The organism is Psychroflexus lacisalsi (assembly GCF_020164495.1).
Taxonomy (GTDB): Bacteria; Bacteroidota; Bacteroidia; order Flavobacteriales; family Flavobacteriaceae; genus Psychroflexus; species Psychroflexus lacisalsi.
On record NZ_JAIQYZ010000001.1, the window covers coordinates 1,463,150 to 1,483,980 of the forward strand.

At 32.6% G+C, this 20,831-nt stretch carries 25 protein-coding genes; 11 read left to right on the forward strand and 14 right to left on the reverse strand.

From position 1 onward, the window contains the following. Nucleotides 1–95: 95 nt before the first annotated feature. Nucleotides 96–1,280, forward strand: a complete 1,185-nt coding sequence (locus tag LB449_RS06835; RefSeq protein WP_224454320.1) for a tyrosine-type recombinase/integrase — start codon at nucleotides 96–98, stop codon at nucleotides 1,278–1,280. A gap of 3 nt (nucleotides 1,281–1,283) precedes the next feature. Here the strand turns inward: LB449_RS06835 and LB449_RS06840 are convergent, their stop codons facing one another. Further along, entirely contained in the window at nucleotides 1,284–1,751 is a 468-nt protein-coding gene (locus LB449_RS06840) for a DUF4468 domain-containing protein (RefSeq protein WP_224454321.1), read from the reverse strand. A 2-nt stretch (nucleotides 1,752–1,753) separates the two neighbouring features. Continuing rightward, nucleotides 1,754–2,347: a S24 family peptidase gene (locus LB449_RS06845; RefSeq protein WP_224454322.1), complete on the reverse strand. Its 594-nt coding sequence runs from the start codon at nucleotides 2,345–2,347 to the stop codon at nucleotides 1,754–1,756. Between the two features lie 138 nt (nucleotides 2,348–2,485). Between LB449_RS06845 and LB449_RS06850 the strand changes: the two genes are divergently transcribed. The 3 genes from LB449_RS06850 to LB449_RS06860 all read left to right on the forward strand — a co-directional run bounded on the left by LB449_RS06850 (nucleotide 2,486) and on the right by LB449_RS06860 (nucleotide 3,657). Then, on the forward strand, nucleotides 2,486–2,746 hold the full coding sequence (locus LB449_RS06850) for a heavy-metal-associated domain-containing protein (protein ID WP_224454323.1): 261 nt from the start codon (nucleotides 2,486–2,488) through the stop codon (nucleotides 2,744–2,746). Between the two features lie 53 nt (nucleotides 2,747–2,799). Then, nucleotides 2,800–3,213 carry a hypothetical protein gene (locus LB449_RS06855; protein ID WP_224454324.1) on the forward strand — a complete coding sequence of 138 codons (414 nt, stop codon included), beginning with the start codon at nucleotides 2,800–2,802 and terminating at the stop codon, nucleotides 3,211–3,213. An 84-nt stretch (nucleotides 3,214–3,297) separates the two neighbouring features. Next, nucleotides 3,298–3,657 (forward strand): hypothetical protein, encoded by a 360-nt coding sequence (locus LB449_RS06860; RefSeq protein ID WP_224454325.1) that lies wholly within the window; start codon nucleotides 3,298–3,300, stop codon nucleotides 3,655–3,657. A 143-nt stretch (nucleotides 3,658–3,800) separates the two neighbouring features. Here LB449_RS06860 and LB449_RS06865 read toward each other — a convergent pair whose 3' ends face one another. From LB449_RS06865 to LB449_RS06875, 3 genes are all read right to left on the reverse strand, one after another. Then, a complete protein-coding gene (locus LB449_RS06865; protein WP_224454326.1) occupies nucleotides 3,801–6,299 on the reverse strand; it encodes a cation-translocating P-type ATPase in 2,499 nt (832 codons plus the stop codon). A 65-nt stretch (nucleotides 6,300–6,364) separates the two neighbouring features. Next, nucleotides 6,365–6,583 carry a hypothetical protein gene (locus LB449_RS06870; protein ID WP_224454327.1) on the reverse strand — a complete coding sequence of 73 codons (219 nt, stop codon included), beginning with the start codon at nucleotides 6,581–6,583 and terminating at the stop codon, nucleotides 6,365–6,367. Between the two features lie 31 nt (nucleotides 6,584–6,614). Then, complete coding sequence (locus LB449_RS06875) at nucleotides 6,615–7,145, reverse strand: hypothetical protein (protein WP_224454328.1); 531 nt, start codon at nucleotides 7,143–7,145, stop codon at nucleotides 6,615–6,617. An 83-nt stretch (nucleotides 7,146–7,228) separates the two neighbouring features. Between LB449_RS06875 and LB449_RS06880 the strand changes: the two genes are divergently transcribed. Next, complete coding sequence (locus tag LB449_RS06880; RefSeq protein ID WP_224454329.1) at nucleotides 7,229–8,095, forward strand: universal stress protein; 867 nt, start codon at nucleotides 7,229–7,231, stop codon at nucleotides 8,093–8,095. Nucleotides 8,096–8,419: 324 nt separating this feature from the next. On the opposite strand, the gene LB449_RS06885 is transcribed toward LB449_RS06880, so the two are convergent. The 6 genes from LB449_RS06885 to LB449_RS06910 form a co-directional block, all read right to left on the reverse strand. Continuing rightward, nucleotides 8,420–8,716 carry a chaperone modulator CbpM gene (locus tag LB449_RS06885; protein ID WP_224454330.1) on the reverse strand — a complete coding sequence of 99 codons (297 nt, stop codon included), beginning with the start codon at nucleotides 8,714–8,716 and terminating at the stop codon, nucleotides 8,420–8,422. A gap of 1 nt (nucleotide 8,717) precedes the next feature. Next, nucleotides 8,718–9,602: a DnaJ C-terminal domain-containing protein gene (locus LB449_RS06890; protein WP_224454331.1), complete on the reverse strand. Its 885-nt coding sequence runs from the start codon at nucleotides 9,600–9,602 to the stop codon at nucleotides 8,718–8,720. Between the two features lie 160 nt (nucleotides 9,603–9,762). After that, entirely contained in the window at nucleotides 9,763–10,434 is a 672-nt protein-coding gene (locus tag LB449_RS06895; protein WP_224454332.1) for an ABC transporter ATP-binding protein, read from the reverse strand. Nucleotide 10,435: 1 nt separating this feature from the next. After that, entirely contained in the window at nucleotides 10,436–11,698 is a 1,263-nt protein-coding gene (locus tag LB449_RS06900) for an ABC transporter permease (RefSeq protein ID WP_224454333.1), read from the reverse strand. Further along, nucleotides 11,695–12,813 (reverse strand): efflux RND transporter periplasmic adaptor subunit, encoded by a 1,119-nt coding sequence (locus LB449_RS06905; protein WP_224454334.1) that lies wholly within the window; start codon nucleotides 12,811–12,813, stop codon nucleotides 11,695–11,697. Before LB449_RS06905 ends, LB449_RS06900 begins: the two co-directional genes overlap by 4 nt. Before the next feature lie 180 nt (nucleotides 12,814–12,993). Then, nucleotides 12,994–13,602, reverse strand: coding sequence for a WG repeat-containing protein (locus tag LB449_RS06910; RefSeq protein ID WP_224454335.1), 609 nt, complete (start codon nucleotides 13,600–13,602; stop codon nucleotides 12,994–12,996). A gap of 373 nt (nucleotides 13,603–13,975) precedes the next feature. Between LB449_RS06910 and LB449_RS06915 the strand changes: the two genes are divergently transcribed. From LB449_RS06915 to LB449_RS06940, 6 genes are all read left to right on the forward strand, one after another. After that, nucleotides 13,976–14,362: a hypothetical protein gene (locus tag LB449_RS06915; protein ID WP_224454336.1), complete on the forward strand. Its 387-nt coding sequence runs from the start codon at nucleotides 13,976–13,978 to the stop codon at nucleotides 14,360–14,362. Between the two features lie 126 nt (nucleotides 14,363–14,488). Beyond that, a complete protein-coding gene (gene hpf, locus LB449_RS06920; protein WP_224454337.1) occupies nucleotides 14,489–14,791 on the forward strand; it encodes a ribosome hibernation-promoting factor, HPF/YfiA family in 303 nt (100 codons plus the stop codon). A 93-nt stretch (nucleotides 14,792–14,884) separates the two neighbouring features. Further along, on the forward strand, nucleotides 14,885–15,730 hold the full coding sequence (locus LB449_RS06925) for a universal stress protein (protein ID WP_224454338.1): 846 nt from the start codon (nucleotides 14,885–14,887) through the stop codon (nucleotides 15,728–15,730). 102 nt (nucleotides 15,731–15,832) lie between these two features. Then, complete coding sequence (locus tag LB449_RS06930) at nucleotides 15,833–16,672, forward strand: ATP cone domain-containing protein (protein WP_224454339.1); 840 nt, start codon at nucleotides 15,833–15,835, stop codon at nucleotides 16,670–16,672. A gap of 11 nt (nucleotides 16,673–16,683) precedes the next feature. Next, complete coding sequence (locus tag LB449_RS06935; protein ID WP_224454340.1) at nucleotides 16,684–18,057, forward strand: MBL fold metallo-hydrolase RNA specificity domain-containing protein; 1,374 nt, start codon at nucleotides 16,684–16,686, stop codon at nucleotides 18,055–18,057. 227 nt (nucleotides 18,058–18,284) lie between these two features. Then, complete coding sequence (locus LB449_RS06940) at nucleotides 18,285–18,734, forward strand: hypothetical protein (protein WP_224454341.1); 450 nt, start codon at nucleotides 18,285–18,287, stop codon at nucleotides 18,732–18,734. A 115-nt stretch (nucleotides 18,735–18,849) separates the two neighbouring features. Here the strand turns inward: LB449_RS06940 and LB449_RS06945 are convergent, their stop codons facing one another. From LB449_RS06945 to LB449_RS06955, 3 genes are all read right to left on the reverse strand, one after another. Further along, a complete protein-coding gene (locus LB449_RS06945; RefSeq protein WP_224454342.1) occupies nucleotides 18,850–19,686 on the reverse strand; it encodes a universal stress protein in 837 nt (278 codons plus the stop codon). 134 nt (nucleotides 19,687–19,820) lie between these two features. After that, nucleotides 19,821–20,012: a hypothetical protein gene (locus LB449_RS06950; protein ID WP_224454343.1), complete on the reverse strand. Its 192-nt coding sequence runs from the start codon at nucleotides 20,010–20,012 to the stop codon at nucleotides 19,821–19,823. A 183-nt stretch (nucleotides 20,013–20,195) separates the two neighbouring features. Continuing rightward, nucleotides 20,196–20,807 (reverse strand): WG repeat-containing protein, encoded by a 612-nt coding sequence (locus tag LB449_RS06955; protein WP_224454344.1) that lies wholly within the window; start codon nucleotides 20,805–20,807, stop codon nucleotides 20,196–20,198. Between the last annotated feature and the right edge of the window lie 24 nt (nucleotides 20,808–20,831).

The following is a 20,831-nucleotide window of genomic DNA, read 5'->3' on the forward strand; positions in this document are numbered from 1 at the left end:
GCATTTTATGTACTTTCCTACTTTTACAAAAACTTATCCATTTAGGGTATTATGTGGTATTTTTGCGTAAATTGTTTACGAAAAGTTGACGAATTATGACTGGAAAAATAATGCTTTTGAAAAATGATGGCCTTACAAAAAATGGCTATCCCGTTAAATTGATCCTGTCGCATGATAGAAAAGTAAAAAGAAAGAAGCTTTTTTCTAGTTTTGAGGCTGACTGGAACCATCTGAGGCAACTTCCAAAACCGACTGCTGACGATTTTGAAAATAAATATGATTATATACTTTCCATCAAATCTAAATTGCAAGACCTAGAATTTAAAAATATAACTGATTTTGAAATAGCCTTAAATTATTTATTCAAAAATGAAGATGCTAAAATAACTTCGTTTTATTCCTACTTCGAAAAGCGAATTGATTTTATGGAGCAGCAAAACAGGAAAGGGAATGCAAAAGTATATGCTGAAACTTTGGTGGATTTGAAAAAATTTAAAGATCCTCTTACGTTTAAAGACATTACAATGCAGTTTTTGAATAGCTACAAATTACATAAAAAGGATCAAGGTCTTAAAAATACCAGCATAAAAAAGAATCTGGTCACCATAAGAGCTGTCTATAATTCGGCTATAAAAGACGGGCATATTAAAAATTTTAACCCCTTTTTGGGTTTATTCACTGATCTACCAATCATTAAAAGACGTGCTAAAAATTATTATTTGGGCGCAGATGAAATTTTGAGAATTGAAACTATAAAAACTGTGCACGTATCTCATCAACGATGTTTAGATCTTGCGCTCATTCAATTTTATCTTGGTGGTGCAGATCTTATCGATATTTTTTATCTTAAGAAAACGGATATTGAAAATGGTAGGGTGTTTTTGAAACGTAGAAAAAACGGTGAGCGCGCTTACATTTATGATGTAAAGCTGACTGCCAAAGCTGAAAACTTGATTTCAAAGTACACTGGAGACAAAGAGTATATATTCCCCTGGCGAAAATCATTTGAAGCTTACATCACCTTTAGAAATAACCATAACCGGAACATCAAACGAGTCCAAAAGCTCTACAATATTAAGCTTATGCCAAAAAATGGTAACCTAACTACAAAAGTGATGAGACATACTTTTGCGACTTTGGCAAAATTTAAGCATTATGACCAGGACTTAATTAGAGAATTGATGGGCCATGAAAGAAATGATATCGATACCATCTACAAAGACAAGTATCCAGAAGCTGAAAGAGATGCAATGCAAGAAGATGTTACCAGTCTGAAGTAATTTTTACCAATTCTTATTTTCTTTAATATTCATATAAGTTTCAAAATCATTTAAAAGATCCTCTATATCCTGTCTGGCAGTTTCTTCAGGATAAATAAATTGAGGATTACCACCTTTCCCTCGTGTATGGTATTCTTCTGGAGTTATCGTAATTCTAGCTTTGTTATCCTTAATATCTACATTTATGATAGCGAAAATACCACCATTTGGAATCGTTTGATAATTATTACCTATTGTAAATGTTTGCTTAAGCATATATTTCCCTGTTATAGTGCCACTTTCTTTGTCTGAAAATTGAATAACTGATTCTGCATTATTAAAGGTTTTAACCATCCATTGGTTGGATTTGACAAATATTTCATTCTTTGTTAAATTAGTTTCAATAACCTTTTCAGTTTTAGAAATTTTAACTTCCATCATAGGACCGCATGATATCATCAAAATGGCAAGAATAAGTGTAACTTTTTTCATAATCAAAAGAATTTTTTAATGGACTCTAAAACTATGAAAAATTTATCAATTAATTCTATGGGCATGTCCTGTGCATCGTAATCTACTAAGTTTTCTGGAACAAATTCAATATGACCTTCCAGTTTAGATTTTCTTAAATACTTAATTGTTCGCATCTCGGGCATAACTATAGCATAAATTTCACCATATATAATTTGCTGTATGTCTGTTTTAAGTTTTAAGGCCAGTAAATCCCCATTTTCGATCTTTGGTGACATGGAGTTTCCTATGTTATTTACCCAGAAATCTGCATCGTTATAAGGTTGGTAATCGATAAAGAAGTCTGCTTTTTGCTGATCTGAATTTATTAGCATATCAAAACCAGATGTAAAATCTACATTGTAGTAAGGCACGCCTTTGTTTTTAGTCTTAAGAGGTGTAGCATAAGGTTCGTTAACTTCGCTTAACTCTGAGCCTAAAACAAGGTTTTCTAGGTAGCTTAAAATAGAATCTAAAGTTTTCCTTCTTGGTTTTTTTGTCTTTCCATCTAGTATATTTTGAATTCCCAATGCTGAAATACCTGTTGCTTTATTGATTTTGTAAGCAGTAATATCCATTTCAGCACACTTTACTTTTATAAAATTTACAGCCTCTTCAATAGATATCCTGCAAGCTGAGTTCCTCTACTTAAAACTTTGGATTCGTTGTTTTATATAATTTATAAGAGCAATTTATTCATATAAAAAATTATAGTAATGAGTTTTTTAAACGAGACGATAATACCTGGAAATCATGGTAAAATCTTTGGGACCAATGCTGAAAGTATTAAAGATTTAGAAAACATCAAAGAAAGAATTTTGGAATTGGAAGGAATCAAAGAGGTAAGTATCAATTTTGAAATATTTCCGAGAGAATTTACAGTTCAGACTTCTAAGATGGTCAAGGTAGATGCTGTTGAAAAGCAAGTAAATGCTGTTGGTTTTCATTCTATACCAAAGGAAACCTTCAAGCTATAAATTGAAGTCAGGAGACCTTAAATAAATAATTGAAAATTCTTAAACATAATATCATGTCTGAAAATGAAATGAATCCTAAAAAAGAATTACTACTCGCGGCTGGACTAAATGTCTTACATTTTGAAAGTCGTGAGTGGTTGAGTAAGATTGAATTCTGGAAAGATGAATTAAGATTTTTTAATAATCTATTACTAAAAAACAAGTCTTCAAAAGAAAAAAATAATATTTACGAAGACATGCTTATCATGCTTGATAACATTCAAACTGATTCTTTTGAAGAGTTAAAACGCAGAATAACTTCTCATGAAAAAGTACTATCTGATATAGAAAAGTCTGAAAATATGATTTCTGATGAGTCTTATCGTGAAAAACACAGAGAAATTCAAAATCTAATGAGCTCATTTGAAAGTGATCTCAAAGCGTTTAAAAAGCTTGTTTTTAAGCACGAAAAAAAGCTTTTGAAATAAGTTTAAGGAACCTGAAATTATATTGATTAATCTTCAATTAGTACAGTAGCATACCTACACTAATAATTTTAATTTTAGATACTTATGAAATTACTTTTGTATAGAAAAAGTTATAGTTTAGAAGACTCTATTCAAAACTTTTTGGATTTTTATTATGCGTCAACGATGACATATTTGGCCAGTGATCTTCTGCACGAAGGGCTATTACCAGATCAAATTAGTAAAGCAGTTTCAACAGCTATAAAAGCAGCAAAAGCGTCAAACATTGAGATCCACAAGCATTTTATGCTAGTTTATAGCGGGATCAACAATTCAATAATTCAAGACTGCAAGCTTTCGCATTTAGGCTTCGGATTAGTGGTCATGAATGCAGATTCTAGCCTATCCTCGATAAGTAGATTTCAAGTAGAAGTTTTGAGTACTTATTTTGAAAAGTCTTTATAGGAATTGCTAGTAAAAATTTACTTATAAATTCTGTAAACCAAATTCCTTTGCTATTTAGAGATTAAGCCTCCACTTTATTTTTTTTATTTTCATTAAATAAGTTTTGGGTAAACTTATAAATCAATTTTAAATAATCTTTACCATTATTTTGTCTGATAACGATTGTAGCATTTGATTAGTTCGTACCAAATCACAGATAAAAAACCAATAGCTATAGCATAGATGATTAAGCTAAATTTCAAAATCTCAAAATTGAAAAAATGATTAAATTCTGGAACGGCCAAAAGCAGTACAGTTAAGACTAAAGTAATCAGAATTATAATTGGTAACATGTTATTCTTGTAAGTTAGTGTAGTCAAAATGGAGTAATGAAAAGAACGATTAACTAGGGTTAAAAATAAGTTAGCAGAGATTAGTGTAACGAAAACAATAGTGCGAGTTGCGTCTTCACTTAATTCACTATATACCCCATATCGATAGACAAACAAGCATCCTAAGGTGATCATTAAACCTTGAATAATGCTTGTTATTAACTCTTTTTGATTAAAAAAGGTATCAGTAACCAGGCGGGGCTTTTGTGACATCATGTCTTTTTCAAGTGGTTCATTCTCATAGATAATACTGCAGGTAGGCCCCATTATCAATTCTAAGAAAATAATATGAACAGGAGTGAAAATATTGGGGTAGGTCCAGCCTAAAATGAGTGGGATAAAAACCATCATTATAATTGGAATATGTATAGATATGATATACCGAATTGCTTTTTTTAAATTAGTGTATATACGCCTACCCATAGCTACAGCTTCGACCATCCCTGAAAGATCGTCTTCCAATAGGATTATCGAAGCAGCTTCTTTAGCGATTTCTGTCCCCTTCTGTCCCATAGCAATTCCTATATGGGATGCTTTTAATGCAGGTGCATCGTTAACGCCGTCCCCAGTCATAGCAACAATTTCATGATTTGCTTTTAAGGCATTAATAATTTTCAATTTAGCCTCTGGATACATCCTTGTAAAAACAGAACATGTATTTACCTTCTCTTTGAGTTCGTCTTCACTTAGCAACATCAGTTCTTCACCAGAAATACTATTCTTATATCCATGGAAATCAATGTCTTCAGCAATAGCTTTAGTTGTAGCAGCATTATCACCTGTGATAATATTTACTTTGATTCCTGCTTTATAAAAGGCTTCAAACACAGATTTGATGTTTTCTTTTGGAGGGTCATTAAAAGCTACTATACCTTTAAAGTCAAAGAGAAACTCTTGTTGATGTTTTGGGAAATTATTTCCATTAAAATGTGACTCCCCTACACCTAGAACCCGATATCCTTCTCCAGTAAGAGCATCTATAGCATTGTTTACCTTTTGTAATTCTTTATCACTAAGAGTAGACACATTCAATAACGCCTCTGGTGCTCCTTTGGCCGCAATGATTCGATTTCCAGTTTTACTCTCAAAAATATGAGTCATCATTGGTGGTTTACCCTCTAAAGGATATTCATGAATGATTTTATAGTCTTGCCTTTCGTCTCGTTTAAAAGTATTTTCATAAGACTTGTGCAAAGCTATTTCCATAGGATCAAATGGAATGGGTTCACTAGCCCACATCGACAAACGTATAAGGTCTTTTTCTGCGTTTTTAAACTCATTTTCACTGCAGATCTTATGTGAAGAAAGTGAATATACTTTAGCCAATGCCATTTTATTCTGGGTTATGGTACCCGTTTTATCGGAACAAATCACTGTAGCACCTCCAAGAGTCTCAACCGTTTTGATTTGCTTTACAATGATTCCCTTTTTCATCAACCTATAGGAACCTAAAGCCATAAAAGTTGTAAATGCCACTGGAATTTCTTCAGGAAGAATGGACATAGCCAGTGTAAGTGCTTGAAGCAAACTATCCCAAATTTGGGATGAATTATAATAATTGATTCCCCAGACTACAACAAAAATAATAGCACCAATTACTACCATTTTCTTTACAAAATCATGGATTTGTTGCTCAAGAGGGGTCTTTTCTTCTCTAATGTCTTCCAGACTCTTACCTATCTCTCCTAGTCGAGTTTCGCTACCTATGGCAGTTACCGTGGCAATAGCAAGACCACTTACTACAGTAGTCCCTTTATAAATAATACGATTGTCTGTAGTTGAACTTTTAAAAACTGAAAGCGACTCTCCAGTAAGAAGGGATTCGTTGACAGAAAAGTCATTTGACTGCGCAATTTTTGCATCTGCCGGTATACTGGTGCCTTCTTCTATAATTAAACTATCTCCTAAAACTAGCTCCTCACTTTCTATTTCAAGTGTACAGCCATTTCGAATAACTTTACATCTGGTTTGAGAAAAGATTTTAAGTTTGGCAAGGGCATTTCTACTTCGGTGTTCCTGATATAGAGATATTGTTGATACTAAAACAATTGCCACAGCCAAAAAAATACCTTCATTTACATTACCGCTGATAAAATAGATAACAGATGCAACTAGTAATAAGATCACCATGGGTTCTTTTAGCAGACTTTTAAAGGCTTTTAGGCTAGCATAAACCTTTTTGGTCTTAAAACTATTTCTTCCATATTGTTCTCTAGACTCAAGTACTTGCTTAGAAGTTAAGCCTTTGATAACTGAATTTTCAATAATCATGAAGTTTTAAAAGTTAAAAAGCTGTCGCCTAAGAGTGATCATCTTCTGCACCCTATAATTTATAATTAGTTATTCTTTCTTTTTTCTTCTTCTATATAATGCTCTAACAAGCTGTGTAAACTTTTAAGATAATTCTGCATGACCTCTTTGTCCATATGAGGTTCACTAGAATTTGGTAAGGTTAATGGATTTTCATCTAAACTACGGTAGAGCTCAGGAAAGCTGGTTTCTATATGGTTAGTAAGTTGAGTAATCTCTTGAAGTGTGGTGTGCAAGTCTTTCATAAAAACTGTAATTCAGAATTGAAATAAGATGTTATTGAGAATTAATGCTTAGTTGCTTTACTAAATCCTCTCCAGTAATAAGGTATTCTGTAATTTTAAAAACCTCTCTTCGCTGATTTCTAAAATCTTTGACAAATTGAGCAAAATTATCTTCAAGTCCTTCATGTTCCAATCTAAACTGATGAGAATCTAGAGTAGAAGAGTCGTCGATTAGTTCTGCTAAATGATGTAAGTGCTGATTGATTTTACTTAGTAGTGAAACACACTGTTTATCTACTTTAAGCAAATTGATTTCAATTTCTAATACCTTGTCAATATTTTCTCGTTTAGAAATCTTAAGGAAATACTTATCAATCAGATGGTGTAAAAAGTTCAAATCTTCACTATAAAAAGAAACATCAGATTTCCAGTGTTCAGTCAAGACATAAAGTCCCTGCCAATTAGCTTCGCTTATAAAATTACCTTTAGGCCTTTTTCCGAAAGCATTCATTTCTTTCTTTTTCTCCTCTAAAAATAAAGGGAGATTACCAATTCTAGACTGACCTAAGTCAGTTAAGTTCATTTTCTATAAATGATCTAAGTCATTCATTTATAAAGGACAACAAAGTAAATTAGGTTTCTTAATCAAAAACTTAAAGCAGTAGCATGAAAACCTTACTTTACAGTACCGATTATTCAGAGAATTCCATTGCAGCGTTTAAATATGCTCAAGGAATAAGTTCAAAAATGAATGCAATGCTAAAAGTGATCCATGTGTTTGATTATCCTAGCATGTTGGATGATATAGATTTGAAACACGAAGACCCTTTCCCCAACATGGGTGCTTATGCGAGTAACAAACATAAAACTTTACTCAATGAGTTTTGTGCTAAACATTTAGACCCACATTTTAAGAATTTAACGCTGGAAGTAGAAGCCGTTGAAAATGAGTCTATCGTCCATGGCATTACTTCTATGGCAGATGAAATCAAAGCCACTATGATCATCATAGGAATGAAGGGTGGTAGTCGATTAAAAGAAATACTTATGGGAAGTACAGCAAAGCAACTACTCAAAAAAGCGCCTTGCCCTGTTCTAGCCATTCCTAAACAAGCTGCTTATAAAGAAATTGAAACTATTGTCTACCTCACTGATTTTGAAGAAGAAGATCTTGGAGTTATCCATAAGCTTATTGAAATCGCCGAACCATTTGGTGCCAAAATCAAGGTTGTACACATTTCACAAACAAAATCAAATGGCAAACACGACCCTCATTACAAGAAAAAGAAAATTGAAGACCAAGTTGACTATTCAAACTTAGAGATAGAATTGTTTAAGGCCGATATTATTTTTGAAGGTTTAAAAAAATATATTAAGAATGAAAAACCAGATTTGATTGCAGTGCTTGAAAGAGAAGATAAAAGTTTGTCTTCTCAATTATTTCACAGAGATATAGTTAAAAGGATGAAGTTTTATGGCAAGTCACCTTTACTAAGTTTTAATGCAAAAAATTATGGAATTTTCCACTTCTAAACTTCAATTCGCTCTATTATGTCAAGACAAATTTTTAGGATAATTATAGGTATTGCATTAGCTATAGCGCTACTGCTTTATGTAACAAAAGAATTTTATAATGTTGAATTCCTTATTATGTTTTCTAGCCTAAATTTTTTGATTTTTAGCTTAGGGGTTCATGGATTGATAGCGCATTCGTTTCGAATTGAAAACAAAGTTGAACTCACACTTTTTCCTCTCATAATGTGGGTAATTTGGGCTATCTTATTTTTAGCTTTCGTATTTATCATTTTACCGATGTATTGTGACAACTTTCTTGTTGATATATCTTAATAAAAAAGTTTATAACCCATCGTAAGTTTTTAATTTATTCTTCAATATCTGGTTTTCTTTTTTCAAGTCTTGTACTTGTTTTAAAAGGTTGGAAATAGCATCTATTCCTTCCAAGTTTATATGGAGATCGTAGTGCAGACGCATCATTTTTTCCACCTCATGTAGCTGTCTAGCATGAAGGTATTCATCCTCTTCAGTAATTACAATCTCAATTAAATCAAGCTCTTGTAGGGCGCTTATAAATGTTGTAGACACGTCATAATGACTGCAAAATTGCTTAATTGAAATGAGTTGGGTTGTTTTCATATCATCGAAGTTTTGATAATTCAGTAAACAGTTCTTTTTCTTTAGCTGAAAGTGTTGTAGGCATAATAATGTTGAATATAATAAACAGATTTCCAAACTCGCCCTGTTTTTTATACTTGGGAAACCCCTTTCCTTTCAACTTGATCTTAGATCCATTTTGGGTTTCCGGTTTTACTTTGAACTTAACCTTGCCATCCATGGTATCGATCACGATTTCTCCTCCAAGCAATGCTTTGTAGAGATCCAGGTCTTTGGTCAAATACAAATTAGATCCATCTCTTTTAAAAAAAGTACTGTTTGTGATTAAAAATTCAATAAGCAAATCGCCATTTGGTCCACCATTTACTCCTTTTCCTCCATGTCCTTTGATCTTAATAACTTGACCATTCTGCACACCTGCAGGAATAGTTATGCGTATTTTTTTATTATTGACCGTAAGCGTTCGTTTATGGGTGGTATAGACCTCTTTCAGATCTAACTGCAATTGAGCATTAAAATCCTGTCCTCTAAATTTTACCTGATTCCCAGAACGTCCAGAAGTTCTCCCTCCAAACATATCGTTGAAAAAGTCAGAAAAATCTTCTCCAGAGTAGTTTTCAAATGGAGACCCTGATGCCTGTTGATGAGACTGTTGATGTTTTGCCTTTTCATAGTCTTCGCCATGCTCCCAGTGCTCTCCGTAGGTATCATATTTTTTTCTGTTTTCTGGATGACTTAAGACTTCATTTGCCTCATTAATTTCTTTAAATTTCTGCTCAGCGGTTTTATCGTTAGGATTAAGGTCTGGATGATATTTTCTGGCAAGTTTGCGGTAGGCCTTTTTAATTTCATTTTCCGTCGCATTTTTAGAAAGACCTAATATTTTATAGTAGTCTATATAAGCCATGTGATCATGTTAAAGTTAACGTCTATGTTTAATCCATTAATAAACTAAAATAGCAGTAATTTCAATTATAAAGTATGATCATTATCATACTTGCTGTAATATAAAATCAAGAGCAAGAACTAGATAAATTTACTCCTTTTTCTATTAATATTTATAGTGATCAAAGCATTTTGCCATCTTCCATGAGAAGTATCCTATCGGTTTTTTTTGCAAAATCTTCATCATGAGTTACAATCAATAAAGACAAGCCTTGCTCTTCACTTAACTGCTTAAAAATCGAAAACACATTCTCTGCATTGTGACTATCCAGGTTTCCTGTGGGTTCGTCTCCCATAATAATAGAAGGGTTATTAATTAAAGCCCTTGCTATGGCTACTCTTTGCTTTTCTCCTCCAGAAATTTGAGATGCCTTTTTAAGTGCTAAATGCTCAATATTAAGCATCTTAAGCTTGTTTTGTGCCGTTTGTTTTATATCGACTACAGACTTCTCAGCTAACTTTTTGGCAGGTAGCATTACATTTTCTAAAACTGTAAATTCCGAAAGTAAATAGTGGAATTGAAATACAAAACCAATGTGTTTATTTCGTAAATAAGATAAATGTGTAGCATCTTTGCCAGTTATAAGTTGATTTTGTAAGTATAATTCTCCGGTATAATTGGTATCCATAGTAGATAATATATAGAGCAATGTTGACTTTCCACAACCAGATTTACCCATAATAGAGGTGAATTCTCCTGTTTTGATCTGAAAGTTAATATCCTTCAGCACCTGAAACTTTACTGGTTTTTTAAAATATTTATCGATATGCTTTGCTTCTAAAACTATATCCATCTTATTGTCCTCTTATAATGGTTACGGGATCTATTTTTTTTGCTTTTCTGGAAGGAAGATATCCAGCTAAAAAGGTAGATACCATTGCGAAAGAAAATCCGATGATAAAATAGGAAGGCTGCAAATGAATAGGATATGTATCTACTGTTGGTAAAGCTTCCGTTTCAAAAGGTATTGTACCTATAAAGGAAGCCAATCCAAAGCCTATAAGTAAGCCTAACAAACCTCCAAGGATCCCAATTATCATAGCCTGACTCATAAATATAAGTTGAACATCTTTACCTGAAAATCCTGTAGCTTTCAGAATAGCTATGTCATTCATTTTTTCATAAATAAGCATATTCAAAATATTATAAATTCCAAAGCCAGCCACTATTAAAAGCGTGATAGAGACGGCATAAGTAATAAGGTTTCGTATATCGGTTCCTGTATCAAATTGGGCGTTGGCTGTTTTTATATCGACTGCCTTGAGACCAAACTGTTGCTCTATAAGTTGAGACATAGGTAAAGCCTTTTCTAGATCCTTAAGCTTCACATTAATATCTGTAATATAATTATTGGCTTCACCCAATATTCTTTGGACAGTTGAAATATTGGTAAAACTTTGAATAGCATCAAGGTCTGAAATACCACTTTGGTAAAAGCCAACGATTTTTAATGGAAAAAAGTCGCCGCTGATGGGGCTTATTTGAATGCGGTCACCAACGTTTAAAGCCATTTTCTTTGCTATACCAATTCCTAGTATGATTCCGTTATCTGTATTTTCTAAAGTTTCTGCAGAACCTTCAATAATATAATCTTCAAGATTAAAATATTTAGATTCTTCTAAAGGATTTATGCCCGTAAGATTACCACCTAATTCTATGGAACCAGCAATATAAAAAATCTGCGTCACCACCTGAGGTAAGGCCCCAAGTACATCTTTGTCTTTTTCTAAGTAGTCAATAATTGGTAACGCATTATGTATTTTCTTCTGACTTATTTTGGGTTTAATAGAACGTACAAAGTTCAAATGGCTTGCAAAATCATCATAAATAGAAACCGGTTGATCTTTTGAAGGTTCAATTTCATTGTAAATATGAATGTGAGGCGTTTGATTTAGTATCAAGTCGTCCAGCATAGCATTTAATCCAGTCATAAAACTGACCAAGGTTATATAAGATCCAATACCAAAAGTTACACCCAAAGTTGCAACAAGTGTTTGCCTTAGCTTGGTCACCAAATGTGTTTTTGCTATGCTTAATATGATGTTCCAGTTTATCATTGCTTGGGTTTGTATATAAAAGTTTCCTTGTCTATTCCAGATAGAACCTCGACATAATCCATGTTTTGCAAACCACTTTTTATGGTAACCAATCCATCTTTGGTCTTAACTTGATTGTTGCCTATGAGGTAAGCTTTAGGGATGGTTAGAACATCTTCTTTTGTAGATATTATAATATTAGCTTCGCCAGAAAGTCCAGGATATAATATTTCTGGAGAAGTTTTAAAAACAGCTTCTACAGTGAAAGTTTGGTTGCGTTCGTCTTTTTTAGGATAAATCTTTGAAATTTCTCCTTCAAAAATAGTGTTGCTATACGCCTCGAGATCAATAAGCACTTCTTGATTTAAAGTAATACTTACGATATCAACTTCATCTACCAGCAACTGCATTACAAAACGATTTGCACTTCCTATGGAAGCTATAGGTTCTGAAGAATTTATTATTTCTCCAGGTTCTTTAAGCAAAGCGTAAATTTTTCCTTTAAGTTTACTAGTCACCGTAAAGTCATTTGTAGCAATTGTAGCAGTAGTGTGATTAATCTCTGCTTGACTTATAGCCGTTTTAAGTTCATTTTTGGTCCTCTCATACTTATTTATAAGGCGACTTAACTGGTTGGTAGCAAGTTCATAATTTAATTTTTTAGTCTCGTAATCAAAATGGGATCCTATCTTTTGAGCCCATAAACTCTTTTGTCTAAAAAAATTGATAGAATCGTTTATGACAGACAATTTTGCAGCTTCAATTTCGTCTTCCAGACCATATAATATGGCAGCTCGTCCTTTGTAGTTTTCTTTAGCGAGATCCAATGCGAATTTTGTATTTTGAGAATTTAATAAAGGTGTGCTATTTACAATTTGAGCAATAGGTTCTTCATTATCTACCAAATCTCCTTCAACCACCCAAAGCTTATCTAGGATTCCCGACACAGACGCATAAACTTTATAAAGACTATCGGGCTGAACTGTTACCGATGCATAAACAGATTCCGTAAGGTCTCGTTCTACTGGTTGTATTTTTTCAGTTTTTTCTGAACAAGATATCAATGAAATCCACAAGACTACTAAAGCTAAACTTTGTATGCAAACACCACTAATTCTATCTGTTTTAAAACCCATTGATCAATATATTAGTTATAATGTAAATTCCAGGTTTTAGTTTAAGCAAAAATTTATCTATCCATTTTGAAATCCATACTATTATTTTTGGAAATCAAATTCTTTAAGTAATGCATTTATCTAGCATATCACAAAACTAAATTTTGTATTTTTTTTAGAAGAGTAGGTTTAGGCCTTGAATTATTTATCAACCTTAAGCACAGTCCACTTGTTTTTCTCATCCTTTTGAGCGTATAAAGATGCAGCTATTTGTTTATAAGTAATAGGAGGTGGGTTTTTTAAAACAGACCTGTCTAGAGCTATATTTTTTCCCTCTGGAGTTAAGTATTTAATAATATTGCCATCATTACTGATCACAACTTCGTTGTATTTATAATAGACCACGTTCTTACCAAGAGCATCGTTTTTCCCAGCAACCTCCTTTATTAATTTTAAGACAATGGCCTTGCCGTCCTTGAAATTGGTCGCGTTCAAAAATTGAGGTTCAATAGCGGTTTTACCTGTAGGATTAATGTATCCAAAATATGTAATACCATCTTTCTTTTGGGTTACTAAACAGCGTTCATCAATAAATACAGGATAGTTCTTATGTTCGGGACTTGGAAACAAATCATTCCTAAAGTCGACAACGAGATCACCTTCCGTATTCATAAACCCCCATTGACTCCCTTTTTGAATGGCTGCTAAACCCTCATGGAAAGGAGCTATTTTATCTAAATTCTCTTGAGTCTGAGCACACACTAATAAAGGAATCAGAAAGAAGAAAAAAAATAATTTGTCAATTTTCATAACATTTGTTTTAGAGTTACTTCTCAAAAGTAACTCTAAAACAAATGTTATGAAATGACATTAATCATACATTCAGTGGATTATAGCTTTCGAAAGGTATCATTATAAGCTGAAGGAAAAACTAAATTAATCGCTCAGCCAGAGCGAAAAAATAACTCTAGAGACAGTCACTTTTCAATGTCAACCGATAATCAGTAGTATATCATCATATACATTTCAAATGCTCTTCATAATAATACAAATAAAAAACTGGCCTTAATTCTAAAGTACAATCAGTCATTGGTTATCAGAACATTACTAAATCTGATTTATATCATTTATTAAGTTCTACTAGCCTCTTAATTTTAAATACTAATATATTAATATTTTCAACATGGAAATTTCACTCTTTTTAGCAAAATTTTGGGGTTGGTATTTACTCATCTTCTTTTTTATCTTAAGCCTAAATCCAAGACGAATTAAACAAATTTTTGACGATTTAAAAGATGAGAAGTTCTTAATCATCTTTGCCTTTTTTGCCATAACTGTTGGGTTACTCAATATCATAATTCACAATATTTGGGAACCAAATTATAAACTCATAGCAACGCTTATTGGATGGTCATCACTCTTCCTTGGCTTAGCTCTATTTATTTTTCCACAACGTACAGTAAAGTTCCTTATCATACTCAACGTTAAATTAGTACAAGTTATTTATAGCCTTTTATTTTTAGTAGGCTTATATCTTCTTAATGTTGTTTATGACATAGTCCCTGTATAACCTTATACTAATATTTAAGTTTATGCATTTGAAGTATAAATGTATAAACTTCTCTAAACTGATTTTTATCATTTGTAGACGCTACTCTATTCTTTAATTTTAGATAAATAATATAAACTTAAAATGATGGATATAGAAATTCAATTTGTAAACATGGACACCAGCGAAAGCTTCGATACTTACGCTAGAAAGAAATTAAATAAATTAAACAATAAATACGAAAGTATTATTCGGGCACAAGTATACATTAAGAAGGAAAACGACCCTAAAGGACTAGGTCATATTTGTGACATAGAATTGAGTCTCTCTGGACCAAGAATTTTTGCTTCTTCCAATGAAAAAAATTATGAACTCGCCCTCAAAAATACCATTGGTGATCTAGAAGATCAGCTTGAAAAAAGAAAAGGTAAAATAAAGCCCTATCTGTAAAAGAGAGGCTTAGCCTTTAAGTGGTTATATAATGAGCTTACTTTTTGAGTTTTTGAATACTACACTCGGTTATTAATCTTCAATTCAATAATTATGAAACAGATCCTATTACCTACAGATTTTTCAGATAACTCATGGAATGCAATTTCTTATGCAGTGCATTTATTCAAAGGAGATGAGTGTACGTTTCACGTTTTTAACGCTTATACACCTACCATCTATAAAGTAGATTATGCTTTAGAATACCCTTCAGAATATGGTTATATTGATAAAGCAGAAGATGAATCTAAAGAAGAGCTGGATAAATTACTTGCCAAGATTTCAAAGGTAAAAACTAAATCTTCCAAGCATACCTTCAAAACTTATGCAAGATTTGAGTCTATATCTAGTCTTATAAGTGAGTTTTTGAAGTCTTTGGAAATAGATCTAATTGTTATGGGAACTCAAGGAGCAACTGGGGCCAAAGAGGTTCTCTTTGGATCTACTACAGTTCACGTTCTCAAATCTGTAAAATGTCCTGTTTTGGCCATACCTTCAAATTTTTCATACGAAAATCCACACGAAATTCTATTCCCAACAGATCTAAATGTATCTTTTAACTCATCTCAGCTTTCCATACTTAAGGAAATAGTAACTCATCACCATGCCAGGTTAAATGCGATGCATGTTTCTTCAGGATACGAACTTTCAAATAGTCAAAAACAGAACCAGCAATTGCTAGAAGACATTTTCAAGCATTCTGCTTATTTATTTCATAATATAAAAACTATGAGTGTAACGGAAGCTATAAATGAATTTCAAATAAAAAACAAGACTAACCTATTGGTCATGATCAATAACAAACACTCTTTTTTTCAAAATATATTTTTTAAGAATACCATCACTCAAATCGGTTTTCATTTAAAAATTCCCTTTTTAGTGATTCCTACACTCACTTAAAGTACAAACTTTAAGTGAGTCTAAAAGAAAGAAGACTTATTCAACAAATAATTCTAGCCTTAAGAAAGTTTAGAAAATGACTTTTTCATAAATATAAAACGAATGGAAACACCTCAAATAGACATTATAAAATCTTCTGGTGAAAAAGTTAGATTTTCTTTAAGTAAATTAAGAGCTTCACTCAAAAGAACAGGAGCCGACGATAAGACTATAAGTCAGATTTTAGATAAAGTGCGCGATGAACTCTACCAAGGTATTTCAACAAAAGAAATCTATAACCGTGCTTTTGGCTTGCTCAAAAAGAATAAACGCTCTTTTGCCTCTAAATATAAACTCAAAAAAGCCATCTACGAATTAGGTCCAACGGGGTTCCCTTTTGAACGGTTCATAAGTGCTGTTTTAAATTATTCAGGCTATACAACCGAAGTTGGTACTATTCTAAAAGGAAAATGTGTGTCTCATGAGATTGATGTGATTGCTCATAAAAATTCTAAAACTACGGTTATAGAATGTAAATTTCACAGCGAACAAGGCTACAATTGCAATGTAAAAGTTCCATTATATATCAATTCTAGATTCCAAGACATTAAAGAGAATTGGAGTAAGGTTTCAAAAAAAGATGCTTTACTTGAGCCTGGCTGGGTGGTCACCAATACAAGATTTACAGAAGATGCCCTTCAGTACGGAAGGTGCTGCGGGTTATCGTTAATAAGTTGGGATTATCCATTGAAAAATGGATTGAAAGATAGAATAGACCGTTTAGCACTTTATCCTATTACGGTTTCAACACTTCTTACCCAACGAGAAAAGCAGTTTCTCCTGAGCAGGTCTGTGGTTTTACTAAGAGAATTGATCAATGATAAGTTTTACTTAGACCATTTGGGAGTTTCTGAACTCAGGAAAAAAAAGATTTTTAAAGAAATATCTCAACTATGTGAGTAAACGTAAGTTATATGGACAACATTGCAAAAATTCATTTTCTTGGTGCAGCTGGAGTGGTAACTGGCTCCAAGTTTTTAATTGAAACTTCAGAGAAAAATATCCTCATTGATTGTGGACTTTTTCAAGGGGTAAAAGAATTGAGGCAACTCAATTGGCAAGACTTACCAATTGATGTCTCAGAGATCGATGTGGTTTTACTTACCCATGGTCACTTGGACCATGTAGGCTATTTACCTCGATTGGTAAAGCAAGGGTTTAAGGGGGAAATAAAAGGAACAGGACCAACGCTTGCTATAGCAGAAATTATATTGAAAGATAGTGCCAAGATTCAGGAAGAGGAAGCTCAAAAAGCTAATAAAGAAAATTACAGCAAACATAGCCCTGCCCTAGCCTTCTATACAATCGTTGAAGCTGAGGAGACCATTAGGCGTTTTGTTGTAGATATCGAAGATGAATGGATCCAACTCTCTGAACATATTTCTTATCGGTTTCAGTACAATGGTCATATCATTGGAGCTACATTTATAGAATTGAATATCAATGAGAAGCGATTTGTGTTTTCAGGGGATATCGGCCGTCAACAAGATTATTTACTAAATGCGCCAAAACAACCAGAATGGGCAGATGTCTTATTTTTAGAAAGTACTTATGGGAACAAATTACATCCAAAAGAAAACGTTGAAGAGGTATTGACCCAGCTAATTTTAGAAACCCTAGAAAAAAAAGGAAACCTCATCATTCCGAGTTTTGCAGTAGAACGTCTGCAAACGCTCATGTTTATCTTATGGAAGTTATATCAAAAGAATAAAATCCCCAATATCCCCATGGTTATTGACAGTCCAATGGGAAATAATGTTTTAGAAGTATTTCAGCGTTTTCCAAAATGGCATAAGCTCCCTATGGATGAATATAATGCCATGTGTCATCATTTTAAGATTGTACAATCCTTTAGAGAAACCTGGGAAACAATAGATGATCATCGCTCCAAAATTATAATAGCTGGAAGTGGCATGGTGACTGGAGGAAGAGTTCTCACCTATTTGCAACAGCTTATCGATGAGCCTTCAACAACAGTGCTACTTGTAGGTTACCAGGCGGAAGGGACAAGAGGAAGACAACTTCTCGACGGAGCACATGAAGTTCGATTTTTTGGTAAATACTATCCCGTGAAGGCAAGCGTAAAAAGCATTGAAAGCCTATCTGCGCATGCAGATCAGCAAGAAATTGTAAACTGGCTCGGCAGAATTAAAAATGTCCCTGAACAGGTTTTCCTTATCCATGGAGAGTCTCCGGGCTTGGATGCCCTGAGGGTTAAACTTAAGGTCACTTATGGTTGGGACTCTACTCTTCCTAAAATTGATGATGTAGAGGAAATCATGATATAACACTCTGATAATAATTACTTTGACTGATCCTTATCAGTTCTTGAAATTCATTAAAGCCATAACTTAGTGATAACCTTCAAAATCAAATTTATAGATATTTCTTGTGGCTTGAAGTATATAAAAGAGTTGGTGGCTTGTATAATGATATACCTAGTACTACAGTGAATGTAAAAAAGATGTAAAACTTAGGAAATAGAAGAAATTCAAATTCTAATAAATGATTAATCATGGAAACTATACCAAAATTTTTAAAATTTGTAAATCAGTTAAATGCTGAAGACATGCACTTAACTTCTCAGGAATGGTTATCTGAACTTAAGTTTATGAAAGATGAACATCTTTTTTTTGAGGATTTAGTGACAGAATTTACACCTCAACTAATAGCCTTTAACCATTTTTCCAATAACAAAGAAATAATGAATGCCATTTACAAATCTCAAAAACGCAATGATGAATTGATAGAAGAGGTGAAAGAGCATGAAAACGGTCTGCAAATTATGGTGGATGGTATTGATCAACCTCAAGAAGAAAAAGCTTACAGGACAGAACATAAGCGCTTAATCCTTACAATTAAAGAGGTTTTAAAAGAATATAAAACACTAAAAAAACAACTTTTCGATATCATTAATAGTATTAAAAAAGAGAATAAAACTAGACACCTATTAAATAAGAAATAAAATCAGTCCAGTAAGATACTTTTCGAGTATAAGCTTTTATGAATGAGAAAATACCATGGTCAACTAAATTTTATCATCTCTTAAACTAATACCCTTTTGTTATGTTTCTTGGGTTTTAATTAGGAAAAACCAATAAGGGAACTCTTAGGTCATTAGCTATTTTAGTAGTAGATGAGCCTGTAAAAAAGCGTTCAAAAATACTTTCAGACTTTACTAAAAGCATAATTAAATCTACGTCGTGAGTTTGTATAAAACAATCCACAACATGGTTTAAGGGTACATTTTGAACCGTATGATAATGAAACTTAACAGGGCTGAGTAAAGTGTTTAAAACTTTTGAATCGTTTTTAGCTTCTTGGGTTACCACTTGTTCAGGACAAATTCTTAAAACATGTACCATTTCACCATATTGCTTTATAAAATCCACTATGCCTTTGAAAGATTGATCGCTCAATTTATCGAAATCATGTAAGGGTAAGGCTATGTTATTAAGTTGACGAAACTTAAAATCCAACGGAACTGCAAGAATAGGATCAGTTATATGTCTTATCATTTTTACAGTATTACTTCCGAAAACTACTTCTTTTGCATTGGTCACTCCATTGGTTCCCATGACAGATAATTCAATGTTGTTTGTTTTTATAACATTTTCAGCTGCATCGATCAAATTATCATAAGCAACAATGGGATGAAACGAGATAGAATCAATACTTAAGTTTTGTTTGAGATCAAATATTAAAGCATCTAAATTATCTTTAGCAACTTTCAACAAGGAATCATAGAAACTTACATTACCTGAAGCTATCACTTCGGCTGTAGAGTATGTTGAATCTGGAACTTTACAGTGGAGAATATAAAAGCTTAATGAATCACCCTCAAAAAGCTTTAATGCATATTTGATAGCATTGATAGAACTAGGAGAAAAGTCGGTAAGCGCTAAAATATTTTTCATAATACATTTATTATAATCTAAAATTAAGAAAAAGGCTAATAGAAAAAACTGACGTCCGTCAGATTATTTAATTTAGAATCACAAAAAAACCCTGCAAATGCAGAGTTTGAATATTTAAAGAAATGTACTTCAATTTAACCTTTCAGGTTATTTTTCTTTTTTTGAGCTTTTACCGCCTTTTCTTTAGCGATTTGTTTGTTGCGTTTAGCTTTAGCTTGGAGCTCTCTATTAAAATGTACTCCATCGCCATGCATATCAGATAGATGAACTTGTTCTTCACTTTTACTTGCATCTTCCCAAGGTTTGATATCTCTATTTGATCCCATAGTTTTTCTTTAAAAGTAAAATTAAAAGAAATGAATAGTTCACAACAAAAGTTAAAAGTATTCGATAATCCCAAAAGTCTCATCAATCGATAAATAGTTTTTAAAAAATCATCTTTGGTTATCTCAGTAAATGATAAGATTAAACATAAAAAACTTACCTAAGAACTTAAGTTCTAGTCATGATCAATCTATTTTAACCAAAGTTATTTTATTCGATTTACCTTTTTTGATGTATAAAGATTCAGAGAAGTGTGTAAAAGAAATTTCTGGTGGATTTATTAAATAAGATTTATCCAAAACTACATTTTGAGGTTCTTTTGATAAATAAGCCTCCAAAGGTCCATCTACATTGATTAAAACTTCATAGTACTTGTAATAAATTACATTTTTACCTAAAGCTGTATTTACCCCTGCTGATTCTTTAATCAATTGAAGAACAATTGCTTTTCCGTTATGAAAATTCTTTGCGTTCAGAAATTGGGGTTCAATGCTTTTCTTTCCAGACACATCGATGTAACCAAAATAAGATATTCCATCTTTTTTGGATTCTATTAAACACCTACCATTACTAAATAGTGGATAAGAACCATTTTCAGTTTTTGTACTAACAAGGTCGGATCTAAAATTTATCACGATATCTCCATTTCTGTCGATGAATGCCCATTGATCATTTTTTTGAACTGCAGCCAAATCTTCATGAAATGGAGATACAAAATCTAAATTCTCTAATGTTTGAGATAAGCCTATAAACGGAAACATTAATATAATACAACTTATCATTCTAAGTTTTTTCATGATTTAAATATTTTAAGATTTATA